This is a genomic window from Acinetobacter sp. YH12144, assembly GCF_013418345.1.
GTDB classification, from domain to species: Bacteria; Pseudomonadota; Gammaproteobacteria; order Pseudomonadales; family Moraxellaceae; genus Acinetobacter; species Acinetobacter amyesii.
On record NZ_VPCD01000019.1, the window covers coordinates 35040 to 60208 of the forward strand.

Annotated in this window: 19 protein-coding genes; 14 read left to right on the forward strand and 5 right to left on the reverse strand. The window is 39.6% G+C overall.

Going from position 1 to position 25169, the window contains the following annotated elements; all coding sequences use genetic code 11:
* Window positions 1-424: 424 nt before the first annotated feature.
* Entirely contained in the window at window positions 425-1642 is a 1218-nt protein-coding gene (locus FTU79_RS12755) for an acetate kinase (protein WP_180024433.1), read from the forward strand.
* A gap of 59 nt (window positions 1643-1701) precedes the next feature.
* Window positions 1702-3843: a phosphate acetyltransferase gene (gene pta, locus FTU79_RS12760; protein ID WP_180004548.1), complete on the forward strand. Its 2142-nt coding sequence runs from the start codon at window positions 1702-1704 to the stop codon at window positions 3841-3843.
* Between the two features lie 88 nt (window positions 3844-3931).
* Here pta and FTU79_RS12765 read toward each other — a convergent pair whose 3' ends face one another.
* Window positions 3932-4615, reverse strand: coding sequence for a hypothetical protein (locus FTU79_RS12765; RefSeq protein ID WP_180050478.1), 684 nt, complete (start codon window positions 4613-4615; stop codon window positions 3932-3934).
* Window positions 4616-4703: 88 nt separating this feature from the next.
* Between FTU79_RS12765 and FTU79_RS12770 the strand changes: the two genes are divergently transcribed.
* The 4 genes from FTU79_RS12770 to FTU79_RS12785 all read left to right on the forward strand — a co-directional run bounded on the left by FTU79_RS12770 (window position 4704) and on the right by FTU79_RS12785 (window position 9272).
* Window positions 4704-5057 (forward strand): hypothetical protein, encoded by a 354-nt coding sequence (locus FTU79_RS12770; protein ID WP_180050481.1) that lies wholly within the window; start codon window positions 4704-4706, stop codon window positions 5055-5057.
* A complete protein-coding gene (locus FTU79_RS12775) occupies window positions 5054-6211 on the forward strand; it encodes a DUF2515 family protein (protein WP_180050521.1) in 1158 nt (385 codons plus the stop codon). The genes FTU79_RS12770 and FTU79_RS12775 overlap by 4 nt, the downstream gene beginning before the upstream one ends.
* The gene (locus FTU79_RS12780) at window positions 6195-7094 is read left to right on the forward strand and encodes a hypothetical protein (protein ID WP_180007186.1); all 900 of its coding nucleotides are present in this window, start codon (window positions 6195-6197) and stop codon (window positions 7092-7094) included. The genes FTU79_RS12775 and FTU79_RS12780 overlap by 17 nt, the downstream gene beginning before the upstream one ends.
* A 651-nt stretch (window positions 7095-7745) precedes the next feature.
* Complete coding sequence (locus FTU79_RS12785) at window positions 7746-9272, forward strand: fumarate hydratase (RefSeq protein WP_078189659.1); 1527 nt, start codon at window positions 7746-7748, stop codon at window positions 9270-9272.
* A 127-nt stretch (window positions 9273-9399) separates the two neighbouring features.
* Here the strand turns inward: FTU79_RS12785 and FTU79_RS12790 are convergent, their stop codons facing one another.
* From FTU79_RS12790 to tig, 4 genes are all read right to left on the reverse strand, one after another.
* Window positions 9400-10113, reverse strand: a complete 714-nt coding sequence (locus tag FTU79_RS12790) for a DUF2846 domain-containing protein (RefSeq protein WP_180026011.1) — start codon at window positions 10111-10113, stop codon at window positions 9400-9402.
* A 163-nt stretch (window positions 10114-10276) separates the two neighbouring features.
* Window positions 10277-11587: an ATP-dependent protease ATP-binding subunit ClpX gene (gene clpX / locus FTU79_RS12795; RefSeq protein WP_078189661.1), complete on the reverse strand. Its 1311-nt coding sequence runs from the start codon at window positions 11585-11587 to the stop codon at window positions 10277-10279.
* A 29-nt stretch (window positions 11588-11616) separates the two neighbouring features.
* Window positions 11617-12222 carry an ATP-dependent Clp endopeptidase proteolytic subunit ClpP gene (gene clpP, locus FTU79_RS12800; protein ID WP_078192707.1) on the reverse strand — a complete coding sequence of 202 codons (606 nt, stop codon included), beginning with the start codon at window positions 12220-12222 and terminating at the stop codon, window positions 11617-11619.
* Between the two features lie 194 nt (window positions 12223-12416).
* Window positions 12417-13748, reverse strand: coding sequence for a trigger factor (gene tig / locus FTU79_RS12805; RefSeq protein WP_180050484.1), 1332 nt, complete (start codon window positions 13746-13748; stop codon window positions 12417-12419).
* Window positions 13749-14020: 272 nt separating this feature from the next.
* On the opposite strand from tig, the gene FTU79_RS12810 reads away from it, so the two are divergent.
* The 8 genes from FTU79_RS12810 to FTU79_RS12845 all read left to right on the forward strand — a co-directional run bounded on the left by FTU79_RS12810 (window position 14021) and on the right by FTU79_RS12845 (window position 25082).
* Window positions 14021-16195 (forward strand): TonB-dependent receptor domain-containing protein, encoded by a 2175-nt coding sequence (locus FTU79_RS12810; RefSeq protein WP_180004551.1) that lies wholly within the window; start codon window positions 14021-14023, stop codon window positions 16193-16195.
* A 314-nt stretch (window positions 16196-16509) separates the two neighbouring features.
* A complete protein-coding gene (locus FTU79_RS12815) occupies window positions 16510-18798 on the forward strand; it encodes a catecholate siderophore receptor Fiu (RefSeq protein ID WP_180050499.1) in 2289 nt (762 codons plus the stop codon).
* A 97-nt stretch (window positions 18799-18895) separates the two neighbouring features.
* Window positions 18896-19579 (forward strand): Fe2+-dependent dioxygenase, encoded by a 684-nt coding sequence (locus FTU79_RS12820; protein ID WP_180007181.1) that lies wholly within the window; start codon window positions 18896-18898, stop codon window positions 19577-19579.
* Window positions 19576-20676: an alpha-hydroxy acid oxidase gene (locus FTU79_RS12825; protein ID WP_180007180.1), complete on the forward strand. Its 1101-nt coding sequence runs from the start codon at window positions 19576-19578 to the stop codon at window positions 20674-20676. Before FTU79_RS12820 ends, FTU79_RS12825 begins: the two co-directional genes overlap by 4 nt.
* Before the next feature lie 263 nt (window positions 20677-20939).
* Entirely contained in the window at window positions 20940-22637 is a 1698-nt protein-coding gene (gene leuA / locus FTU79_RS12830) for a 2-isopropylmalate synthase (protein ID WP_111884051.1), read from the forward strand.
* Between the two features lie 104 nt (window positions 22638-22741).
* Window positions 22742-23902, forward strand: coding sequence for a homoserine O-acetyltransferase (locus FTU79_RS12835; RefSeq protein WP_168377871.1), 1161 nt, complete (start codon window positions 22742-22744; stop codon window positions 23900-23902).
* Window positions 23902-24495 (forward strand): methionine biosynthesis protein MetW, encoded by a 594-nt coding sequence (gene metW, locus FTU79_RS12840; protein ID WP_067763682.1) that lies wholly within the window; start codon window positions 23902-23904, stop codon window positions 24493-24495. The genes FTU79_RS12835 and metW overlap by 1 nt, the downstream gene beginning before the upstream one ends.
* Window positions 24492-25082, forward strand: a complete 591-nt coding sequence (locus tag FTU79_RS12845; RefSeq protein WP_078189669.1) for a tetratricopeptide repeat protein — start codon at window positions 24492-24494, stop codon at window positions 25080-25082. Before metW ends, FTU79_RS12845 begins: the two co-directional genes overlap by 4 nt.
* Window positions 25083-25169: the final 87 nt, after the last annotated feature.

Consider the following 25169-nt stretch of genomic DNA (forward strand, 5'->3'; position numbering starts at 1 on the left):
AAACTAGACCCAGGGTTCACATATTGAAATATAAGCCTGCAAACACACAGGATATAGAATCGAAAACAGATTTTTTGACAATTAAATGCTTAAGAAGAATAAGAAAAGTTCAAATTACCTGCTTTTTGCAACAATTTGAGGATTACAGCGCAGCAACCGCATGTTATGTTCTATGTATATCCCTTAAATCGTATAAATTTTGAGGATTATTTTATTAATAAATGAAAACTATGAACTGATAAATTTTAATTATTATTGTGCTCAGGGTCGATAGTGCTTAAGTCTAATCTCCTAAAGTCTATCTAGGACGATAAAAAAACCCATGATAAAACATCATCACAGATCTAAATTGCATCAATCAATACAACTGCAATCAGATCAATATTATGGATAAGTATTTCAATTAGAATTCGGGTATTTAAACGTGTCTACATCAGTATTAGTAATTAACTGCGGATCTTCTTCTATCAAATATGCGTTAGTTTCTGAGCGCCGTGAAGATCGTATTTTTGGTCTAGCCGAGAACCTAGGTTCTGCTGATGCACGTATTAAAGGGGTCACTACAGGTGGTGATGCGCTTGAGCTGTCTATTCCATATGCTGACCATGAAAAAGCCCTCGAAACTATTTTAGAGCGTTTGGCTCACCATAATCCTCAAGCGATTGGTCACCGCGTTGTTCACGGCGGTACATTAACCAAAGCTGAGCTATTAACACCAGAAATTATTGAACGTATTCGTGAAGCAACTCCACTTGCTCCATTGCATAACCCGGCTCACTTGGTGGGTATCGAAGCAACCATGCGTTTGTTCCCTGAACTTCCGCAAGTAGCCGTATTTGACACTGCATTCCACCAAACCATGCCGTCTCATGCATACCGCTATGCTTTACCAAAATTCTTGTACACACAGCATAACGTGCGTCGTTATGGCTTCCACGGTACAAGCCATGCCTACGTATCTGAGCGTGGCTCAATGTTGGCAGGCAGCTTTAAACAAGGTGGCTGGTTAACTGCTCACTTAGGCAATGGTAGCTCGACTTGTGCGATTTGGAATGGTCAATCTGTAGATACGTCAATGGGTCTAACACCTCTTGAAGGTGTGGTCATGGGCACACGTAGTGGTGATGTTGACCCAAGTATTCACAGCTTCCTTGCGAGCAACTTAGGTTGGGATATCTACAAAATCGACAAAATGCTGAACAGCCAATCAGGCCTACTCGGTTTGTCTGATCTATCAAATGACATGCGTACATTGATCGAAGCATCAGAACAAGGTAACGAAGATGCCGCGCTTGCCATTGAAGTATTCTGCTACCGTTTAGCAAAATCTTTAGCAGGTCTCAGCTGTGGTCTACCACGTATTGACGGTTTATTCTTTACCGGTGGTATTGGTGAAAACTCTGCCTACATTCGTGAAAAAACGGTTTCATACTTACCGCACTTTGGTTTCAACCTGAGTAAAGAATTAAATGACAACTTAAAACGCGGTACTGAAGGTCGTATTGACCACGGTACTGGCCCACAAATTTGGGTTGTTCCAACCGATGAAGAAGGCCGTATTGCCAAAGAAACTGAGCATGTTGTAGACGAGGTGACAGCGTCTGCTACAAAAAAGTCTGATGCTGAAGCTGCGATTGCATAAGCAATCGCATCAGCCCCTTCGCCTTCAATATTAATTTTTAGCTTTAATTTAGACACCGTATGAAAACAATTTTACTCGTGCCAACTGGGGAAGGTGTAGGTTTAACATCTGCATGCTTAGGTTTAATTTATGCTTTGGAATGCCAAGGGGTCAAAGCAGGTTTTCTGAAACCATTTTCACAGGAAAATGTCGCAGATACTGTAGACCGTACAACGGCTCTTTATCGTCATTTATTTAATAATGAAACGGTAGAACCCATTCACCATGCCACCATCGTGAAACAACTCAGTCATGATGAAAGTGATGAACTGCTCGAAGAAGCGGTTCGTTTGCACCGTGAAATTGCAAAAAAGCATGACCTAATTATTGTTGAAGGCTTGGTTCCAAACAGCCGAGATAACTTTGCCTCAGAACTGAATGCGACTTTAGCAAAAGCACTCGATGCCAAAGTGATTATTGTCAGCACAGCAGATATTCAAAATGCCACGAAAACGGCTGAGAAAATTGACAGTTCACTACGCCAATTTGGTGGTGCGGCATCTGAACGTACTGCGGGTGTTTTGTTTATGCGCACACGTGGCTTGCCAGAAGAGTCTGCGCAAATTCCTGTCACACTTGATCCAAATCTGCGTTTAATTAGTGACACCAATAAATTTGTACTCGAATTACAACAAAGTAATCCGCAAATTGGTTCTACACAGCTACCTGTTATTGGCCTCGTTCCATTTAGTAATACGCTCAGCGTACCGCGCATGTCTGACTTGGCGACGCATATTCAAGCGGAATGGATCAACCAAGGCGATGCCGCTCATCGCCGCGTACTACATAGCAGCCTAGTTGCATCGAATATTGAACATGAACTTCACAAATTTGTGGCAGGCGAACTGATTATCAGCGCCTCTGACCGTATTGATGTGTTGTTGGCTTCTAGCCTTGCAAGTAGCAATGGTATTCCACTTGCCGGTTTAGTTTTGACTGAACACCATCAACCGAACCCACAAGTTTTGGATTTCTGCCAAACTGCGATTAAGCAAGGCTTACCGATTTTACATACGCCTTTAAGCACTTTTGAAACGGCACAACAACTTTCAAATTTAGGCAATGAAATTCCTGTCGATGACGTAGAACGTGCAGAACAAGTGACCCGCTTTGTTTCAAGCCACATCAATGCTGAATGGATTACTGAAGTATTAAATGGTTCATATCAACCACGCTTGTCCCCTTCTGCATTCCGTCATGAATTGGTACAAAAATCTATTGCTGCGAAAAAACGAATTGTTCTACCTGAAGGTGATGAACCACGCACCATTCAGGCGGCTGCCATTTGTCAATCACGTGGCATTGCACACTGTATTTTATTGGCAAAACCTGAAGCCGTGATTGAAGTTGCAAAAGCACGTAATATCGAACTTCCACATGATTTGGAAATTATTGATCCAGATCTGATTCGTGAAAACTATGTGCCTAAAATGGTTGAGCTGCGTAAAGGCAAACTCAATGATCTACAAGCACGCGAACAGCTACAAGACACCGTGGTTTTAGGCACCATGATGCTTGCACTCGATCAGGTGGATGGCTTAGTCTCAGGCGCAGTACATACTACGGCGAATACTGTACGTCCTGCATTCCAATTGATTAAGACCGCACCTGATTATTCATTGGTTTCTTCAGTATTCTTTATGCTGTTACCGGATGAAGTCTATGTATATGGTGACTGTGCAATTAATCCAGATCCAAATGCAGAACAGCTTGCAGAGATTGCGATTCAATCTGCAGATTCAGCAAAAGCCTTTGGTATTGACCCACGTATTGCGATGATTTCATATTCAACAGGTACTTCTGGTGCAGGCGCAGATGTCGAGAAAGTGGCTGAAGCAACACGTATTGCCAAAGAACGTCGTCCAGATTTACTCATTGATGGCCCGCTTCAATACGATGCTGCATCGGTGGAAAGTGTGGGACGCTCTAAAGCACCTGACTCGAAAGTGGCTGGTCGTGCCAATGTATTTATTTTCCCAGACTTAAATACAGGTAATACAACCTATAAAGCAGTTCAACGTTCTGCAAATGTAGTCAGTGTTGGCCCAATGCTGCAAGGTTTAAACAAGCCTGTAAATGACTTGTCTCGTGGCGCATTGGTCGATGACATCGTGTTTACCATTGCATTAACGGCGATTCAATCCGAACAACAAGAAGCTTAATTTTAGTTTCGAGTTCTTAACCACCCTTTCGAAAGACTGGGTGGTTTTTTGTTTTGTATAACTGCCATTATGTTGAAAAGACTCAGAATTAGTAGAAATTTCTTTTAAATTCTATGGCTGAATTTTGAGTATTTGGTACATGACCAATAATGTATTCATTCTTCGCTTGAAAAAAGAAATCAAAGCTCTGACTCATCAGTGAATCTTGCTGGCTTTGCTTTTTGTAAATCGGAGCGATACGGTTAAGATAGTAATTGATCCATTCTGCTTGATTAGAAAACGCTGCATAGTCTTTTAAATCTGTATATAGATTCTGTAGATCTGTGGAAATTAATTCAATATTGGGGTCAAACATCCATACTGTGATATCCATTGGTTCAATCTCTGTGAATGTAAGAGGTTGTGCACTATCAAAACGCTCTATCTTATAAAGTTGAGCTCCATTTTCACTATAGCTACTACAAAGAAGTTTGGTATTCTCGACCTGATAGTGATTTTTCCCTATTTCTAATTCTCTGATTTGTTTTGATATTTCTAAGCATTGAGGTAGTTTATGAATATTTGAATACGCTAGTTGTTTGAAAAGAACTATGGACCGATGTATTACATAGCTCTCTCCTGTTCCAATAATAATTCCATTATCCCAAGTATGAAGTTTTAATGTATAACATTCGTTAAAGCTGTCTATTTTTTCCTCACTTATGACAACCACTTTTTTATCTGCTGTAACAACGATGCTATCCTTCAGTTGAAGGGCAATGATGAAAGTCATATCTAAATTAAAAAATTTTGAAATATTCGTTTTATATATTAAGTCAATTTCGAGCTTAATTTTTGAATTTAATAAAAACAGGTAATATATGGTTGGTGGTTCTCAAATCATACTAAATAAGAATGGGATTACATTGATTACACCTGCAAAATTTGAGGCTAAAGCAGGGCAACACATCTTTAAAAGTGGGGCTGAAGTAGGTGTAAATCTTAAAGGGTTACCAGCTTACGAAGCTTATAACGAAAAATTTCAGATGTTATTACCCTCTGGTGAGCCCTTGAAAAATGCTGATTATAAAATCTCAAACGGGTCTGATGAGTTGACAGCTATAGCTGATAATAAAGGGCGCTCTAAACGAGTGAACTCCTTACAAGAAGAAAGCTTAAAGCTGGATTTGAATTGGATGAAGCTAGAAGCTGAACCGAATGATGGGGATGAATAGTGGGAAGTTTAGATTGGGAAGGTAATACAAATACAACAGAAAACAGCTGTAAAACCGCACAGTGTGATTGCTTAACTTTTTGGGAAATACAACAACAAGAAGCTCTGATACGCCTATCTAATTTAAAAGATAAAAGAAAAAATTTACATAAATTAGAGCCTGGATATGAAGCTAGGGCGAGACGTATTGCTTCAGTTTATGCCAATATTTATCTAGAAAAAGAAAAACATGGAAACAAGGATTTGGTTGGCCGTTACTATTGGATGGGCTTAGGTGCATTTGCTTCAAAAACCGTAGCTGCCATTTTTAAACATGGTTTAACTGCATGGGGGTATAAATGGATTCCACTAGGGGTAATTCGTGATCCTGTACATACTTTTGCAAAAGGTAACTTATGGTTATTTATGGATATTGCACCTTGGCATTATGCTTGGAGCATGTCTTCAACCTCTTTCAATCAATGCCGAATTCAACGTGATGTTTCCAAATTCACTCATATTAAGGAAGAAGTTATAAACGTTCCTTGGTCAAGTTGTTTACCCATAATTAAACACTTAAAAAGCACTCCAGAAATTAAAAGTGCTTTTGAATATCTACCTAAAATTGAAAAAGTATTTATAAAAAAGAATGTATCAAGACAAAATAGATTTAAGTTGTCTAGTAAAAATCTTTTCGATCACCTCATGGTGGTTGCAGTACAAGAGCAAAGAAATATTTTACAAGAATTAGTATGGAAAGACTGGAAGGTACAAGCTCAAGCAACGGTGCAAAGCTTTACTCGCTTACCTGATAGTACCTTAGTCCTGTCGAGCGATTACTTCGTTGAAAGTGTTAAATCTGTTAGAAAATCGAAAAGTATTCTGCCGAGTTCTTATAATATCAAAAGCATGGAAAGAGAATATCAGGGGCGACACGCAGGTGTACTCGATAAGGTACCAGAAACAGTATACAGCGAACCATTAGCAAACACTAAAGTCGCCAATTATGATAGCCGTATGGAATGGATTAATAAAGCAGCAGAAAAATATCATCGTTTAATGCTCAATGATAAAGGAAGATACTTTTTAGGAGAAGAACTAAAAATTATTGCGAAATGGGGCGATAGCAAAGCTAATTTTACAGTTGGAAAGGATAGTAATGATGGAAAAATTTAATTACTTCATTGTTATTTTTATGGTGGGTTATCTCCTTTCAGCTTGTCAACCTAGTGCAAAAAATACAGAGAATAATGTCATGAATCAACAGCGTTTTAGTTTACATTTAGGCCAACAAGGATTTAAAGATTTTTCTCAACATAATCTTGGGCATCCCGATAGTCATCCATCTGGAGCAGGTTTTAGAGAGTTAGATTTTACACCGCCCAACTTAGGTCAGATTAAAGTTGAAAATGGTGAGAATAGCTTAGTGATAGATCATGTATTTTCAGTTCTAGGAACATCGTTTAATAATGAGGATGGAATACAAGGGCTTGATATTAATGCAGGGCTAAACAAAGAGGAATTTGTACGTCCTGAACAAGCCCACCAAGCTTATGTTGACTTAATGAAACGTATAAATCAGGCCGAATGGAAAAATTATTTCTATCGTTTTTCTGCACGAATAGCAAAGGATGATAATATTCGATATCTAATGAAATCAGGTGATGTCATTGACCCGACTTATATCTTTAATTATGAAGAATGGAAAAAGATAATAAATACAGTTGGAGGGAACTCTATAGGCTACCGATTATATGCCAATGGTATCCTTTTGGATCTGAGTATAAAACAAACTCAAAAAACTGAAGATGGTAAAGAACAATATATGGTTCGTTATGCTTTCAATACGATTCGTTATGATGAAAGAAATTCAATGGATGATTCAGAGAATAATATTGATACTTACAAAATGACCTCAAAAGAGTTAGAACAAGCATTTGCAAATGAGCTGATAAGAAATAAAAAATCAAGAGAAATTGATGAAAAAGAAGTTATAGTACAAGGCTACCATATCGATGAAAATTATGAAGATCCTGATGTTTGGCAATATGTTAAATAATCAAATGTTGTCGCGTTTAGACTCAATTTTAAAGCACTTTTACACAAAATTGATCATTGAAACTAAAGATTTGAAGATTTGAAGATTTGAAGATTTGAAGATTTGAAGATTTGAAGATTTGAAGATTTGAAGATTTGAAGATTTGAAGATTTGAAGATTTGAAGATTTGAAGATTTGAAGATTTGAAGAAGAATATTATTTTTATAAAATTTAAAGCAAAAAAAAAGAAGATAAAGCTTTAGGCTTGATCTTCTTGTTGACCGTAGAACCAAGTTGCTGCGATAAATAGAGAAAAACCAATAACTGACAACACTGGAGTAACCATATAATTCACACTCTAACTTTGATGACGTCATTATGTAAAAGTTTTATGACAGTTATATGACAAATATGAAATATCCAAAAATAATAAATATTATTTAATTTCATAATCTTAGAAACAAAAACAAATCTTCTCCTCTAGTTATGTGACAAATATTTCATGAAATATGACAGTGAAAACGTCATTTTTAGGATATTGATGACAGCGAAACATGGCGCTGTTTAAGCCTATTAAACTTTCGGCCAAAGATTAAGCGAAATACCCACACAACTGTATTTTTGTCTTATAATTTAGCCCGCTAGCTATCAGCCCGCTCAAGAGATATTTGTATGACAACTATTATCAAGCAAGATGACTTGATCACATCGGTAAAAGATGCGCTTCAGTTCATTTCTTACTATCACCCACAGGACTTCATCCAAGCGATGAGCCGTGCGTATGACCGTGAAGAAAACAAAGCCGCAAAAGACGCGATTGCACAAATTTTAATTAACTCTCGTATGTGTGCAGAAGGCCATCGTCCTATCTGTCAAGATACGGGTATTGTGAACGTATTTCTTGAAGTGGGCTTAGACGTTAAATTTGATTTAACCATGAGCCTAGACGATGCAATTAACGAAGGTGTACGTCAAGGTTATCTTGAAAACTCAAACATTCTTCGTGCATCAGTATTAGCTGATCCTGCTTTTGGTCGTAAAAATACCAAAGACAACACCCCTGCTGTAATTCACTACAAACTCGTTCCGGGTAATAAAGTTGATATTACTGTTGCTGCTAAAGGTGGTGGTTCAGAAAACAAATCTAAACTTGCAATGCTTAACCCTTCTGACTCTATCGTAGATTGGGTACTTAAAACTGTTCCAACAATGGGTGCAGGTTGGTGTCCTCCTGGTATGCTCGGTATCGGTATTGGTGGTACTGCTGAAAAAGCCATGATGCTTGCAAAAGAAGCATTGATGGAAGAAATCAACATGGACGAACTCCTTCGTCGTGGCCCACAAAACCAAATCGAAGAACTTCGTATCGAAATCTTCGAAAAAGTAAATGCTTTAGGTATTGGTGCTCAAGGTCTTGGCGGTTTAACGACTGTTCTTGATATCAAAATCAAAGACTACCCATGTCACGCTGCGGGTAAACCAGTAGGTATGATTCCTAACTGTGCTGCAACTCGTCATGCGCATTTCCAATTAGACGGTTCAGGTGTAGCGCATATTCAAGCGCCTAGCCTTGAAGACTACCCTGCGGTAACTTGGGATTCATCAACGTCTAAACGTGTTGACTTAGATAACATCACTCAAGAAGAAATGAACTCTTGGCAACCTGGTGACACACTACTTCTTAACGGTACAATCTATACAGGTCGTGACGCTGCGCACAAACGTATGGTTGACATGTTAAACAAAGGTGAAGAACTTCCAGTTGACCTAAAAGGTAAATTTATTTACTACGTTGGTCCTGTTGATCCAGTCGGTGACGAAGTCGTTGGTCCTGCTGGCCCAACAACTGCAACACGTATGGATAAGTTCACACGTCAAGTGCTTGAAGCAACTGGCATGTTCGGTATGATTGGTAAAGCTGATCGTGGTCCTGCTGCTGTTGAAGCAATCAAAGACAACAAAGCAACTTACCTCATGGCTGTCGGTGGTGCTGCATACTTAGTATCGAAAGCGATTCGTGAAGCTGAAGTGGTTGCTTTCGCTGACTTAGGTATGGAAGCGATCTACAAATTTGTTGTAAAAGACATGCCTGTATCTGTAGCTGTTGACGTAAATGGTACTTCTGTTCACGCAACTGCACCAAAAATCTGGCAAGCAAAAATTGGTAAAATCCCAGTAGTTGATGCTGCTGCGAACTAATTTCGCCACGTTCAAGATAAAAAAAAGCACCCCATCGGGTGCTTTTTATTGTCAATATTTAGACTGTCTGTCGAATGACATTCGCTATTTAATGCTTTCACACACTCAAAAACACGAGCTAATTACATTACCAAGTTAATGGATTCCACAGTTTAAAAGGCTTGGTCAACTGCACATCTTCCGCAGGATCATAATGAGGTGCTTTCAACTTCTGCGCACTTTTCCGCACTTTTCCAGTGTTTTGATCTTCTGCCACAAAGTTAAAACTGTTGGATTTCAACTCTGTAAATGCGATTTCATTTCGACCAATTTTTTCAGGCATGAGCAGCAATGGCCCTGAAACCGTTCTTTTACTGGATAAATTCTCTTCATCATATTTAATGAAGTAAGTTTGACCTGCTTCAACATCAAAGTCTAAATATTTAGGTTTTTGAAAATGATTCACCCCCAAAGGGCGACTCGATGATAAGCGGTAATTCCCCGCAGGTAACTCCACCCAGTAATAATGATTATTCAATAAACTTGGAATACGCTCACTGTTCAGAAATAAGCTGCTGGCCACAATTTCTTGACGATTCCACTTACTGTCTGGACGATATAAATACACAATCGCTGCTTGATCATGCTGAGCTTTCACTTCTTGAAAATGTCGACCTTGTTTCTGATTGACCCAACCACCAATGGTAAACATACCCAATCGATATTGCTCAATATGACCCGGTTTACTTTCAGGATCCACGGGCTTTAATGTTGAAGCCAATGACGTTTGCTCAATGGCTGATTTTCCATGACAACCCAGCAGCGCTACACTGCTTAAAAGTAGAATTGCAACTCCACGCATGATTATCCCTCACTGCGTCTTTTTTTATTTTTACACTTTTGTTTTCAGTTTTTTACATTCAGGCATCCACGCCATCCTGCTGAGATTAACATTCTGCCTTTATTTTTGGAAATAAAAAACGTGTGCAAATCTTGGATTTACACACGTTTCAGACGAATAGCGCTTAAGCAGATTTAGAGTTCACAACTTTTAAATCTGACTTCGGTGCAGCTTCTTCAGTTTTCTTTGGTTGACGTTCTGATTTAAATTCAGGTTCCGCTTCACCATTAATCACCGCTTCATTGACGACAACCGTACCCACATCTGAACGACTTGGTAGGTCATACATCGTTTCAAGCAATGAATTTTCTAAAATCGAACGTAGACCACGCGCACCCGTATTACGGTCAAGGGCTTTTTTAGCCACGGCACGTAATGCTGAGTCTTCAAATACAAGGTCAACATTTTCCATTTCAAATAAATATTGGTACTGACGTGTCAATGCATTTTTTGGTTCTGTCAGAATCTGCATCAATGCTTCTTCGTCGAGTTCTTCCAAGGTTGCAATGACTGGCAAACGACCAATAAATTCAGGAATCAGACCGAATTTAACCAAATCTGTCGCTTCAACTTGGCGGAATAAGTCAGATAATTTTTTAGTTTCATCTTTCTTACGTACTTCAGCCGTAAAGCCAATACCACCTTTTTCCTGACGCTGCTGTACGATTTTCTCTAGACCTGAGAATGCGCCACCACAGATAAACAGGATGTTTGAAGTATCAATTTGGATAAATTCTTGCTGCGGATGCTTACGACCACCTTGAGGCGGAATCGACGCAACCGTACCTTCGATCATTTTCAATAACGCTTGCTGAACACCCTCACCCGATACATCACGAGTGATTGATGGATTTTCAGACTTACGGGTAATTTTGTCGATTTCATCGATATAGATAATGCCCTTTTGCGCTTTTTCTACATCGTAATCGGCTTTTTGAAGGAGTTTTTGAACAATGTTCTCAACGTCTTCACCCACATAACCTGCTTCAGTTAAAGTCGTTGCATCTGCCATCGCAAATGGCACATCTAAAAGACGCGCAAGTGTCTGAGCAAGCAGCGTTTTACCTGAACCTGTTGGTCCAACCAACATAATGTTACTTTTCGAAATCTCTACACCGTCTTCTGGTTTTTTACCACTAGTGCCAACTTTTAGGCGTTTATAATGGTTGTATACCGCAACAGAGAGGGTCTTTTTCGCAACATCTTGCCCAATCACATATTGGTCAAGCGCAGCACGGATTTCATGCGGTTTTGGTAAAGGACGAGTTGCCCAGTCATTTGATTCAACTTGCTGACTGGTCTGAACTAGGTCAAGACATACGTCCACACACTCATTACAGATGTACGCGTCCTCACCTGCAATCAGTTTCCCGACTTCAGACTGCGTTTTACCGCAAAATGAACAATGCTTTTGTCCTTGAGGATGTTCGGACATATTCACTCCAATAATTAATTCTTTAAAACTTATGGGCGTTTAGATAAAACTTCGTCCACAAGACCGTATTCTTTCGCAGCTTGCGCTGTCATAAAGTTGTCACGGTCAGTATCTCGAGCAACAGTTTCGTAGTCTTGACCACTATGCTCTGCCATTAAACGATTTAAACGTTCTTTGATGAATAGAATTTCACGTGCATGAATTTCAATGTCAGATGCCTGACCACGGAAACCACCGAGTGGTTGGTGAATCATGACACGGGCATTTTCAAGACAGTAACGTTTGCCTTTAGCACCGGCGTTAAGCAGGAATGCACCCATCGATGCTGCTTGCCCCATGCAGTAAGTCACAACATCAGGTTTAATAAATTGCATGGTATCGTAAATCGCCATACCCGCAGTAACCGAACCGCCTGGTGAGTTGATATATAAATGAATATCTTTATCTGGGTTTTCTGCTTCTAAGAACAACATTTGGGCAACAATCAAATTTGCCATGTTGTCTTCAACTTCACCGGTTAAAAAAATCACACGTTCACGCAAAAGGCGTGAATAAATATCAAAAGAACGCTCGCCACGAGATGACTGTTCTACCACCATTGGCACTAGTGCGTTTTCAATTGTTGGAACATACATACGTTATTTATTCCTAAATTTTTCTGACTCAACCCATAATTCACAATATGAGGGATATTTGTCGAAATTGCAAAAGATTCCCAATTAAATAACAGATATTTTTTTCATAAGCATTGTGAAATCAGGACAACTTATTTGGGGGCAAATTTCGATAAAAAAAGGCGCTTAATGCGCCTTTTTTTGAAAGCTAGAAATTAGCCTTGTTGACGAGCTTGTTGCTCTTTCAATAAGTCTTCATAGCTCACAGTTGTATCAGTTACTTTAGCAGAAGCTAAGATGTGATCTACAACTTGGTCTTCTAGAATAACAGCTTCGATTTGAGCACGTTGCTGTTTATCGTTGTTGAAGTATTCAATTACTTCTTTAGGATCTTCGTAAGAAGAAGCCATGTCTTCGATGTAAGCATCAACACGTGCAGCATCAACTTCAAGTTTAGCTTCAGCCAATACTTTGCTTACCAATACGCCAAGTTTAACTGATTTTTCAGCTTGCTCTTTGAATAGGTCATCTGGAAGCATGCTTGAATCAAACGCTTTAGCGCCTTGAGCACCAAACTGTTGAGTGAATTGTTGGATCATTTGTTGACGTTGACGGTCAATTTCTTGAGCAACCATTGCTTCTGGAAGTTCTACTTCGTTTGCAGCTACAAGTGCATCAAAAGTTGCACCTTTCACTTGGTTACGAAGACCGTTTTTCACTTCACGTTCCATGTTTTTACGAACGTCAGCTTTCAGTTTTTCAACGCCTTCTTCTTCAGTTAGACCGAAGATTTTTAAGAATTCAGCATCAACTTCTGGAAGTTTTTGTTTTTCAACAAGCTTAACAGTGATTTTGAACTGAGCAGCTTTACCAGCAAGGTTTTCAGCTTGGTAGTCTTCAGGGAAAGTTACATCGATAACTTTCTCTTCGCCTTTCTTCATCCCAACGATGCCGTCTTCGAAGCCAGGGATCATACGACCAGAACCAAGTACGAGTTTAAAGTCTTCAGCAGCGCCGCCTTCAAACTTCTCGCCATCAACAGTACCTTCAAAGTCGAAAGTTACTTGCATGTCTTTTTTAGCCATGCCTTTAGTTTCAGCCCATGAAGCACGTTGTTTTTGAAGATTTTCAATCATCTTCTCAACGTCTTTGTCGTCAACTGAAGTTGCTTTACGTTCAACTTCTAGGCCTTCGAACTTAACTTCAACTTCTGGATAAACTTCTACAGTTGCTTCATAAACTAAAGCATCATCTTTCATTTCAGTTTTTTCAATGTTTGGCATACCAACAGCATTGATTTTTTCTTGTTGGATCGCTTCGAATACTGTGTCACGAATGATGTCGTTTACAACTTCTTGATAGATACCAGCACCGTATTCACGACGAACAACGTTTACAGGTACTTTACCTGGACGGAAGCCGTTGATCTTCACAGTTTTGGCAGTGCGTTTCAAGCGAGCTTCAAACTGCTCGTTAATACGGCTCGTCGGTACAGATACATTTAAACGACGGGCAACGCCCGAAACCGCTTCAGAAGTTACTTGCATGGCTTCCTCGATAATTTGTTAGTTAAAACAGTTTTAAAAAAAAGTGCCACATTATATGACAACAATTAAAGATATACAAAAATGGATTATAACACTATAAATTCAGGCATGGATGCCCTTCTTATTTTTAGAATTTTTCAGCTTTTTTCGAAGAAATATTGATTATTTTTTAATTCACCATTGAAAATGAGAAACTTTCTCACTATTATTCTTAATGATATTTTTTTAATTTATTTTCATATATTTATCTTGTCCATATTTGGAATTCTTTTATGAGTAAATTTAATCTCAACCCTCTTTCCGCTGCTTTATTTGGGGCAATTGTAACTACTACGAGTTTCGCACATGCTGAAACGACTGAATCTCAAGCTCAACAGATGGAAACCATTGTTGTTTCTGCAGCGGGCTTTGAACAAAAGATCAAGAATGCTCCTGCTTCAATCAGTGTTGTTACAAAAGCAGACATAGAAAAGAAAAATGCTTCTAGCATTGCAGATTTACTAGCTGACATTCCGGGCATTGATATTCGTGACGGTATTGGTAAAACATCCGGCTTAAACGTAAAAATGCGTGGTCTAGGTAATGACTATAGTTTGGTTTTAATTGATGGACGTCGCCAAACAACATCTTCTGACGTAACTCCAAATGGTTTCGGTGAATCATCAAATGGTTACTTACCACCCCTTGCTGCAATTGAGCGTATTGAGGTCATTCGTGGTCCTATGGCTACTCGCTATGGCTCAGAAGCAATGGGTGGTGTAATCAACATTATTACTAAAAAAGTGTCTGATACATGGACTGGTAATGTTACTGTGAGTGGTAACCTCATGGAACATAATGGGGAAGCCGACTCAGCAAAAACCAGTTTTGTTTTAAATGGCCCTCTTATAAGCGAACGATTAGGGATGCAGCTACGCGGTTCTTATTTAGACCGTCAAAAATCTGAACGTATTCCAGGTACATCTGGCCGTGACCCACGCCCAAGTGAAGCAGATAATTTTGATTTTGGTGGTAAATTATCCTTTAACTTAGATGATAAAAATAGTTTCTGGTTAGATGGCTTCCATTCAAGTCAAAACTATAAAAATGATGATAATCGACTGGGCACTCAAGACACACCGAGCCGTGCTAATGGTTATAAAGACGAACTAGAATTTAACCGTGATCAAATTTCTGCTGGACATGAGGGTAACTATAATTTTGGTAAATGGTCATCTTACGTAAGCCATACAACTACTGAAACCGTAGGCCGTACTATTCCACGAAACACATTCCCATTAAATGCATTTGCAGGTACAGATCGTACATTAGAAAACACTGACTTTGTTGCTGATACACATATCGTCATGCCTATTGCAGATCATAAAATCACAGTAGGTGCCGAATATAAAGAAGCAGAAATTGCTGACGATATTGCGGGCGTGGGTTCAAAATTCAAAAAAGACTCATTATCTTTCTACGCTGAAGATGAATGGCGCCTTTTAGATTCAGTTGCTTTAACTTTAGGTGGACGTTATGAAGATCATTCAGGTTTTGGTGGTCACTTCAGCCCACGAGCATATTTAGTTTGGAATACTAATGAAAATCTAACACTGAAAGGTGGTGTAAGTACGGGTTACAAAGCACCTTCTGCAAAAGCATTACACAATGGCGTGATTAGTGTTAGTGGTCAAGGTGCAACTTTTGGTGTCGGCTCTCCTAATCTTAAACCTGAAGAATCCACCAACTATGAATTAGGCTTTAATTATAACAAAGGTAGCTTTGACTTAACCACAACGGCATTCTTTAATAAAATTGAAGATCTGATAACTGATGGAGCTGACCTTTGGAACTGTTACTCTGAAACAAATCCAAACCAAGCAGGTTGTGTCAGCTACGGTTCACATATCACTCAAGATAGTTTTTCACAAAGTATTAATGCCAATGAAGCAGAAACTAAGGGCGTTGAAGTTAGCTTGAAATACAGCATTATCCCTGAATGGGATATTAAAGCTGCATATACCTATATGGAAAGTGAGATCACAAAAGGTGAAAATAAAGGCTCGTACCTAAATAACGTACCCAAAAATGCTTTTAATATGACATCTACTTGGCATATTAATCCTTCACTCGATGTTTGGTTACAGCATGAGTATAAATCTGATCGTAAACGTTATAGTACAGTCCAAACTGCTGGTGATGCTGGCATCATTTATGCTGCAACTGGCAATAAGTTGAAGGGGTATAATTTATTTAACCTTGGTACAAGTTATAATCTTAACGACAATATTCGTATTAATGGTTCTGTAAATAACTTATTAGATAAAGACTTCACAAGCAATGGAACTTATATCAATAGCCAAAATGTAGAGGCATCGTACTATGACTACATGACTATAGGTTCTTCAATGGCTGGAACTTACTTAGCTGGTCGCAACTACTGGTTATCCATTTCTTATGATTTCTAACTTTTAGTACTTATAAAAGACAAAACTAAAAAACCTGCTTCGGCAGGTTTTTTTGCATCAACACTTTACGATTTATTCTTATTTAATTCACAATCATGTCTATATTTATAATCTCAATTAAACATAAAAAAACAATACATTTTATCAATAACCAATAAAAACATGGTCTTAATTAATACTTGTTATATCATTACATTAAATAGGGCTATCACGATACGATTATTTATCGTCATTTACAATTACATAAAGATGTAAGAACAAATAAGAATCATTATTATTCGCATACAAACTCACTATTCCGAATCGGGTTCGAAATGGCCTTCATTAAAACACGTAAGAAAATTGTTTCTACAGCGATAGCTTCATCACTTTCAATCATTGCAGGCAATGTAATGGCTGAAGAAAAAGCAGTCCAACTTGAGACGATTAATCAAACTGTAAACAAAGAGAACTATAAAGTAGAAAAAGCGTCATCAGATAAGTTTACGCAATCTCAACTAAATACGACTCAGACCATGGCCATTATCCCTGAGAAAGTATTAAAAGAACAAAATGCTACGACCCTAACAGAAGCACTACGAAACGTACCTGGTGTAGGCACATTCTCCCTAGGTGAGAACGGACGAATGAATACTGGTGATGCTGTTACCATGCGTGGATTTGATACAGCAAATAGTATCTTCATCGATGGAGTACGTGACTTAGGTAACGTTACTCGAGACATGTTCAATTACGAACAAATTGAAGTGTTTAAAGGCCCTGCTGGTACTGATAATGGCCGTACTGCCGCTTCAGGTTCAATTAATTTATCAACAAAAGAAGCAAAACTTCAAGACGCTAACAATGCAACTCTTGGTTTCGGCTCAGATGAATATTACCGAGCGACTGCTGATATCAATAAAGCAATAAACGATACAACTGCCATCCGTTTTAATGCCATGGGTGAAAACTCAGACGGTATTGGTCGTGACGGTGTTGAAAATGAAAAATGGGCTGCTGCACTTTCAGCAGGCTTTGGTTTAGGCACAGATCTTCGCTTTTTCTTAGACTATCTACATATTGAACAAGACAATGTCTTGGATGGTGGTATCCCAACTGTAGGTTTACCAGGGTTTGATGCAAATAAAAGTACGAATGCAAGTATTAAAAGTCTTGCGCCATATCTAAATAGCCATAAAGTTGATACTTCAAATTATTATGGTGCACCTGAAGATTTTGATGATGTCACTGCGGACATGGCAACTGCTCGTTTAGAGTATGATTTATCAGAAAATACGAAAATCAAAAATACTTCTCGTTGGGGCAAAACAGAACATCAATATTTAACGACATTCTCAGGTAATGCCTTCACTACAACGTCAACTGACCTGAATGATCCTACTGCGATGCGCGTTTCAGGCAGTGCAAATAATAGTGATACTGAAAATGAAATTATAACTAACCAAACTAGCTTGGTTACAAGTTTCAATACAGGTCGCTTAAAACATGATGTCAGTACAGGGGTTGAATTTACACGTGAAGAAATGAAAACACGTGGTTGGACTGCTACGGTTACCGGTACAAGTTCATTGTATAACCCACAAGGCACTGTACATACCGCTTTAGTCAGAAATACCAATGGTAATGGTGATTCTGAAGCTCAAATGGATACCTACTCTATTTTTGCCTTCGATACTATTGAAATTTCACCACAATTTTCTGTGAATGGTGGCGTTCGTCTAGATCGTTATAAACTTGATGCCGATACATTTGTGAATACGGCTGCTTCAGGTCAACCGGCAAATTATGTTGCACAAAGCTTTAAAGATGACGGCAACCTATTCAACTGGAAAGTTGGGGCACTATATAAACCAACTGAAAACGGTAGCTTGTATGCTAACTACGCCATCCAACAACAAGCACCGGGTACTATTACAGGTGGTGACGGTATTGGTAATGCCAATGCATTTGCCCCATCTGGTTCAGCAAGCAGTAACAATAACTTAGATCTTGATCCTCAAGAAATTGAAACCATTGAAGTTGGTGCTAAATGGGAATTTTTTGACAACCGTTTACTCTTAACAGGTGCACTTTTCCAAACTGAACTCACAAATGAGTTGGAAAAAGATGGTGAAGAATACTACCAAACTGGTGAAAAATCAGTTAAAGGTGTTGAACTTGGCGTGATTGGTAACTTAAATGACAATTGGCAAGTTATTGCTGGTTATACACATCAAAAAACAGACATTAAAAATGTAACCCAAGCTGCGAGTAACCAGCAAGTTTCAGCAGATGGTTCAAGTAATATGCCATTTACGCCTTCTGATGCATTCACATTGTGGACGACCTACAATATGGATAAATGGAGCATTGGTAGCGGCGCGCGTTACAATGGTGAAATGACTAAAAACAAAGATGGCAATCAGGTCGGTCCTGCTGTCATCCCTGACTACTGGGTATTTGACTCAATGGTTAGTTACCAAGCAACACCAAATGTAGGGATTCAATTCAACATCAACAATTTATTTGATGAAGACTACATTAACAGCATCAACCGTGGTGGATTACGTTACATCGCAGGTGCTGAACGTAACTATCGCTTAACATTTAATTTTAAGTTCTAAATTAAATATTCTAAAAAAAGCCTTAATCTTGTATTAAGGCTTTTTTATTTATGCTTATCTTATGTAGATTTGATTAAAATTAGATTAAGGTTAAATTATGCTTCTTCATGTCCCTCATGTCCTTTCAAAGCAACACGTTCAAAGCATCAGACAAGCGATGAACCAAGATAATCAGTGGGTTTCAGGAAAAAGTTCGGCCGGAGCACAAGCTCAAAACATCAAAAAAAATTTACAAATCAATTCAAACAGTCAGCTCTATCAGCAGTTAAGTCAGCAAGTATTACCGCAAATTAAAGAAAGTCTGCTCATTCAATCTTTTGCATTACCTAAAGAAATCTTGCCTCCGCTTTTCAATTGCTACCAAGATACCGGTCACTACGGTAATCATGTCGATAATGCAATCCATTACTATCATGAAAAAAATATAACTGTGCGTACAGATGTCTCAATGACCATTTTTTTATCAGAACCCGATGAATATGAAGGTGGTGAACTGATCATTGAGGATACTTATGGTGAACATGAAGTTAAGTTAGATGCTGGCGATGCAATTATTTATCCAGCGACCAGTCTACATCGTGTTGAACCTGTGACTTCAGGCTCCCGTATAGCAGCTTGTACTTGGGTACAAAGCATGGTCAAAGATGATTGGCAAAGAAGCATGCTTTTTAATTTAGATCAGACCATTATGCAATTACGACAAAATTTAGGCGATAGCAAAGAAATATTACAACTGACGAATCACTACCATAATCTTTTACGTCAATGGGCAGTTCTATGAGTCAACATTCTCCATTGCAACCACTGACTCAGATTCCTGCTCATTTACAAACCATTGCCGATTACGAAAAACAGGCTGAACTGCACCTGTCACACATGGTGTGGCAATACCTACAAGGTGGTTCTATGGATGAACACAGTGTACGTGGCAATTTGTCTCAGTTTGAACAGATACAACTTCTACCACGTATGCTCAGAGATCTGACCCAAGGTCATACCCAAATCGAAATCTTAGGGCAACGTTTCCCGCACCCTATTTTTGTTGCCCCGATCGGACATCAACAACAATTTCATCCTGATGCTGAAGCTGCAACAGCCCTCGCCGCCGAAGTCCTTGGCAGCAATATGATCCTCAGTACGTTTACCAATACAGATATGCGTGAGTTAAAGCAGGGCAATCCATTCAAATGGTTCCAATTGTATTGGCAAGGTGAGCGCGAAAAGTCATTATCACTGGTCAAAATGGCAGAAGCACATGGTTTTAAAGCGATTGTGGTGACCGTTGATTCTCCACATTCAGGAATTCGTGACCGAGAGAGACATGCGTTTTTTGAACTTCCTAAGTATGAACCGCAGCCTCATCATTTTATTCAACAACCTCAAAGCAAGCAAAATGAACACCCATTATTTCAAGGTCTGATGAAAATCGCGCCGACATGGGCGGATATCCTTTGGCTCAGTCAAAACACCTCATTACCGATTATTTTAAAGGGCATTGTCAGTCCACATGATGCTGAACTTGCCCTGCAACACGGTGTACAAGGCATTATTGTGTCGAATCATGGTGGGCGCGTACTGGACGGTTGCATTTCCCCTCTCACCGCCTTAGAACTGATTAAAAAAGTTGTGCCTCTGGATTTCCCAGTTTTATATGATGGTGGTATTCGTCGTGGTTCAGATGTGTTTAAAGCGATAGCCTTGGGTGCATCTGCCGTATTAGTCGGCCGTCCCTGCATTTATGGTTTAGCTACAGCGGGGGCTTTAGGCGTTGCACATGTACTCAAAATACTGAAAGAAGAATTTGAGATTACGATGGCATTGATGGGAACAGCCACCGTCGATGAGATTAATAAAGATTATATTTTTCAAAAAAGCTAATTTTATAGAAAAATATTTTCCAGTAATGGCATCTTGACGCAAAAATAGGAAATTATTTCCGGAATATATGGACTAATATTTAGTTATACATTTACGAGCTTACGGTAAAGCTAAGTCATGTGAATCTTTACAGATTTATTTCGACTTTCGACTAAAGACTCCGAAATTAAACTTGTAAATTGCTAGAATAGACACAATCTATATAAGTAGTACCTTGCCGTTTATCCACGACATTTATCCACGGTGCTATAAGGAGTTTTCACATGATGTTGGCAGATCCAAGCAAAAAATACCGTCGCATGTACCAACGTGTAGACTTACCAGACCGTCAATGGCCAAATAACGAAATCAATAAAGCGCCGATCTGGATGAGTACCGACCTTCGTGACGGTAACCAAGCGATCTTCGAGCCAATGAACATTGAACAAAAGTTCAAAATGTTCCAAATGCTTGTGAAAATTGGTTTCAAACACATTGAAATCGGCTTCCCTTCTGCATCACAAATCGACTTCGATTTCACTCGTTTGTTGATCGAAGGCGGCCATATTCCTGATGATGTGTACATCGAAGTTTTGGTTCAAGCGCGTGATCATCTGATTCAACGCACATTTGAATCATTGCAGGGCGCAAAACGCGCAATCGTGCATATCTACAACTCAAATTCTCCAACTTTCCGCAATAAAGTGTTGAATGTTGATGTTGCTGGTGCAAAACAATTAGCGATTAATGCCGCAACGAAAGTCAAAGAATACGCTGCAAAACAGCCTGAAACTGAATTTGTATTCCAATACAGTCCAGAGTGTTTTACTGCAACAGAATTAGAAGTTGCTAAAGATGTCTGTGATGCGGTCACTGAAATTTGGGAAGCATCTCCAGAGAACAAAGTGATTTTAAACTTGCCTGCAACGGTTGAAGTTTCAGGTCCGAACGTCTATGCAGACCAAGTGGAATGGATGCACCGTAACATTCAACGCCGTGACGGTGTGATTATTTCTGTGCACTGTCATAACGACCGTGGCTGTGGTATTGCCGCTTCTGAGTTGGCCATTATGGCTGGTGCTGACCGCGTCGAAGGCTGTGTGTTTGGTAACGGTGAACGTACAGGTAACGTGGACGTTGCAGCGATTGCATTGAACATGTATACCCAAGGTGTTGCGCCAAACTTAGATTTCTCAAACATTAACGAAATCATTTCAATCATTGAAGAATGCACAGGCTTGCCGGTACACCCTCGTCATCCGTATGCTGGTGATTTGGTCTTCACCGCGTTCTCTGGCTCACACCAAGATGCCATTAAAAAAGGTTTCGAGTTCCAAAAGAACGAAGAAATGTGGGATATGCCTTATTTGCCAATCGACCCGAAAGACTTGGGCCGCGACTATGATGCCGTGATTCGTGTCAACTCACAGTCTGGTAAAGGCGGTATTGCGTACTTGTTAGAATCAAATTACAACGTGGTGTTGCCTCGTCGTATTCAAATTGAGTTCTCGCAAATCGTACAGCAAAAAACAGATGAAGACGGTACCGAGATTTCTGCGCAAGCAATCTGGTCTTTATTTAAAGACACGTATGTGGCTGCCAAAGACACGCATTATGCGGCGAAAAACTACCGCTTACATGATGAAAATGGCAAACAAGTCATTGAGCTTGATGTCGAAGTGAACGGTGAGATCCAGCAATTACGTGGTGAAGGCAACGGCCCAATCTCTGCTATCTTAAATGCCTTGCAGTTACCGATTGATGTCTTGAACTATGAAGAACGTAGCATCAGTTCAGGCGCACATGCTAAAGCCTTGGCTTTAATTGAGCTTCAAGTGAAAGGTACAGGTAAGTCTGCATTCGGCGCAGGTGTGCATGACAACATCGTGACCGCATCTATCGAGGCGATTATTGCCAGCACTAACCGTTTAATTGAACAAGGTGTTTTGAGTACTGAACAAGTGATTGCTGCTGCAGTCTAATTCAATGCTATAAATATCAAATAGCAATAAAATGACTTTAGAAGGATACCCTCAAGTGGTATCCTTTTATTATTCATACTAAAGATTTAAGGCGAATTATTCCTGTGTCTTTTCCAGCTGACTCAGTGGGCTTAGTTACCCCACAAAAGTTTATTTTTGAAGAGCCGTTAGAGCTCGAATGCGATCGCATACTCCCACGTTTTGAGCTCATGGTTGAAACTTATGGCGAACTGAATGCAGACAAATCTAATGCAATTTTGATTTGTCATGCACTGTCAGGCCATCATCATGCAGCAGGTTATCATCATGAAGATGACCGTAAACCGGGTTGGTGGGACGCATGTATTGGACCAGGCAAAGCCATTGATACGTCAAAATTCTTTGTCGTAGCATTAAATAATATTGGCGGCTGTAGCGGTTCTACTGGACCGACCTCTCCAAATCCTGAAAATGACAATCGCCCTTATGGTCCTGATTTCCCATTAGTGACTGTCCGTGACTGGGTCAAAACCCAAGCCATGTTGTCTGATCGTTTAGAAATTCAGCAGTGGTATGCGGTGATTGGCGGCTCTTTAGGGGGCATGCAAGCTCTACAATGGTCTGTGGACTATCCAGATCGTTTACAAAAGTGCGTGATTATTGCCAGTACACCAAAACTGTCTGCGCAAAACATTGCCTTTAACGAAGTGGCGCGTCAGTCGATTTTGTCTGACCCTGATTTCCATGATGGTCGCTATTTAGAAAATGATAGTTATCCTAAGCGAGGTTTGATCTTGGCCCGTATGGTGGGTCATATCACTTACCTCTCTGAAGAAGCCATGAAACAAAAATTTGGCCGTGACTTAAAGTCAGGTAAATTTATGTATGGCTTTGACGTCGAATTCCAAGTCGAAAGTTATTTGCGTTATCAAGGTGAGCAATTTAGCCGTAACTTTGATGCCAATACCTATTTGATCATGACCAAGGCTTTAGATTATTTCGATCCATCACGTGAATATGAGCAATCATTAAAAACCGCGATGTCTAAAACCAAGTGTCAATTTTTAGTTGTTTCATTTACAACGGACTGGCGTTTTACCCCTGCTCGTTCGCAAGAAATTGTAGATGCATTAATTAGTAATCATAAGCCTGTGAGCTATGTGGATATTGATGCTGAACAAGGTCATGACTCTTTCTTGTTCCCGATTCCGTTATATGTGAAAAGCTTACGTGCATTCCTAGGCGGTGTAAAACACCTGCAAGAAACACCGAAGGAGACCAACTAATGCGTATTGATCATCAACTGGCTGAACGTTGGATTAAACCAGATTCAAGCGTACTCGATTTAGGGTGTGGTGACGGTGAACTGCTTGCACATATGAGCAAAAAGCACAATATTCGTGCATATGGCTTAGAAATTGATCAAGAAAAGATTGCAATTGCGGTCAGTCGCGGGTTAAATATCATCCAACAGGACTTGAACTTAGGTTTAAGTCGCTTTGCCGACCAGTCTTTTGACTATGTGGTTATGGCACAAGCCTTGCAAGCTGTAGATGCACCAGACGTTCTTTTAAGAGACATGGTGCGTGTGGGGAAACAGGCCATTATCACCTTTCCAAACTTTGCACATTGGAAGACTCGTTCTTTCCTTGCATTAAAAGGAATGATGCCTGTTTCAGACGCGTTACCCTATATGTGGTATAACACGCCCAATATTCATTTATGTACTTTCCGTGATTTTGAAGCGCTGTGTGCTGAAAATAACATCCGGATTATTAACCGACTTGCCGTGAATGGGGATCAACAAGATAGTTTACTGAGTAAACGTCTCCCAAATCTATTTGGTGAAGTCGCAATTTATCGAGTGAGCGCTCTATGAAAAAATTATTATTAAGCACGACGCTACTGATTGGACTTTTTAGCATACAAGCCCATGCGGATTATGTTGCTCCATCATCTTCAGTTTCTAGCCAAGCTGCACAATATTCAATTATGGATATTCACAGCTTAAGTAAAGCTGCTAAAGCAGGTCAGCCTGGTGCTCAGTTTTACTTAGGCACTAAATATCAACAAGGTAAAGACGTTGCAAAAGATGAACGTCAAGCTTTTGCATGGTACAAAGCTGCTGCCGATCAAGGTTTATCTGCAGCTCAGCTCAATGTGGGTCGTATGCTCGCTGATGGCATTGGGACTAAAAAAGATGAAGCGCTTGCTCGTCAATATTTCGAAAAAGCAGCCAGCCGTGGTGATAACCGCGCAAGCTTTAACTTAGCCATGATGGAAGAGCAAAAGAAAAACTACATGGGTGCATACCAATGGTATGAGCTTTCTACCCGTGATGGCATGCTCGACAACAAAGTGATTAGCTTGTCTGAAGGCAAAAAAACCGCTTTAGCAGCGAACTTAAGCCAAGACCAAATCCGTCAAGCACGTGACCGTGCGGACAAATGGATTCAAGCACAATAAGTTTTTGAATCTTAAAAAGCACCTTCGGGTGCTTTTTTATTGCCTGTCAGCCACAGCATCTTGTTAAAATAGCCTCAAATCTTGTTT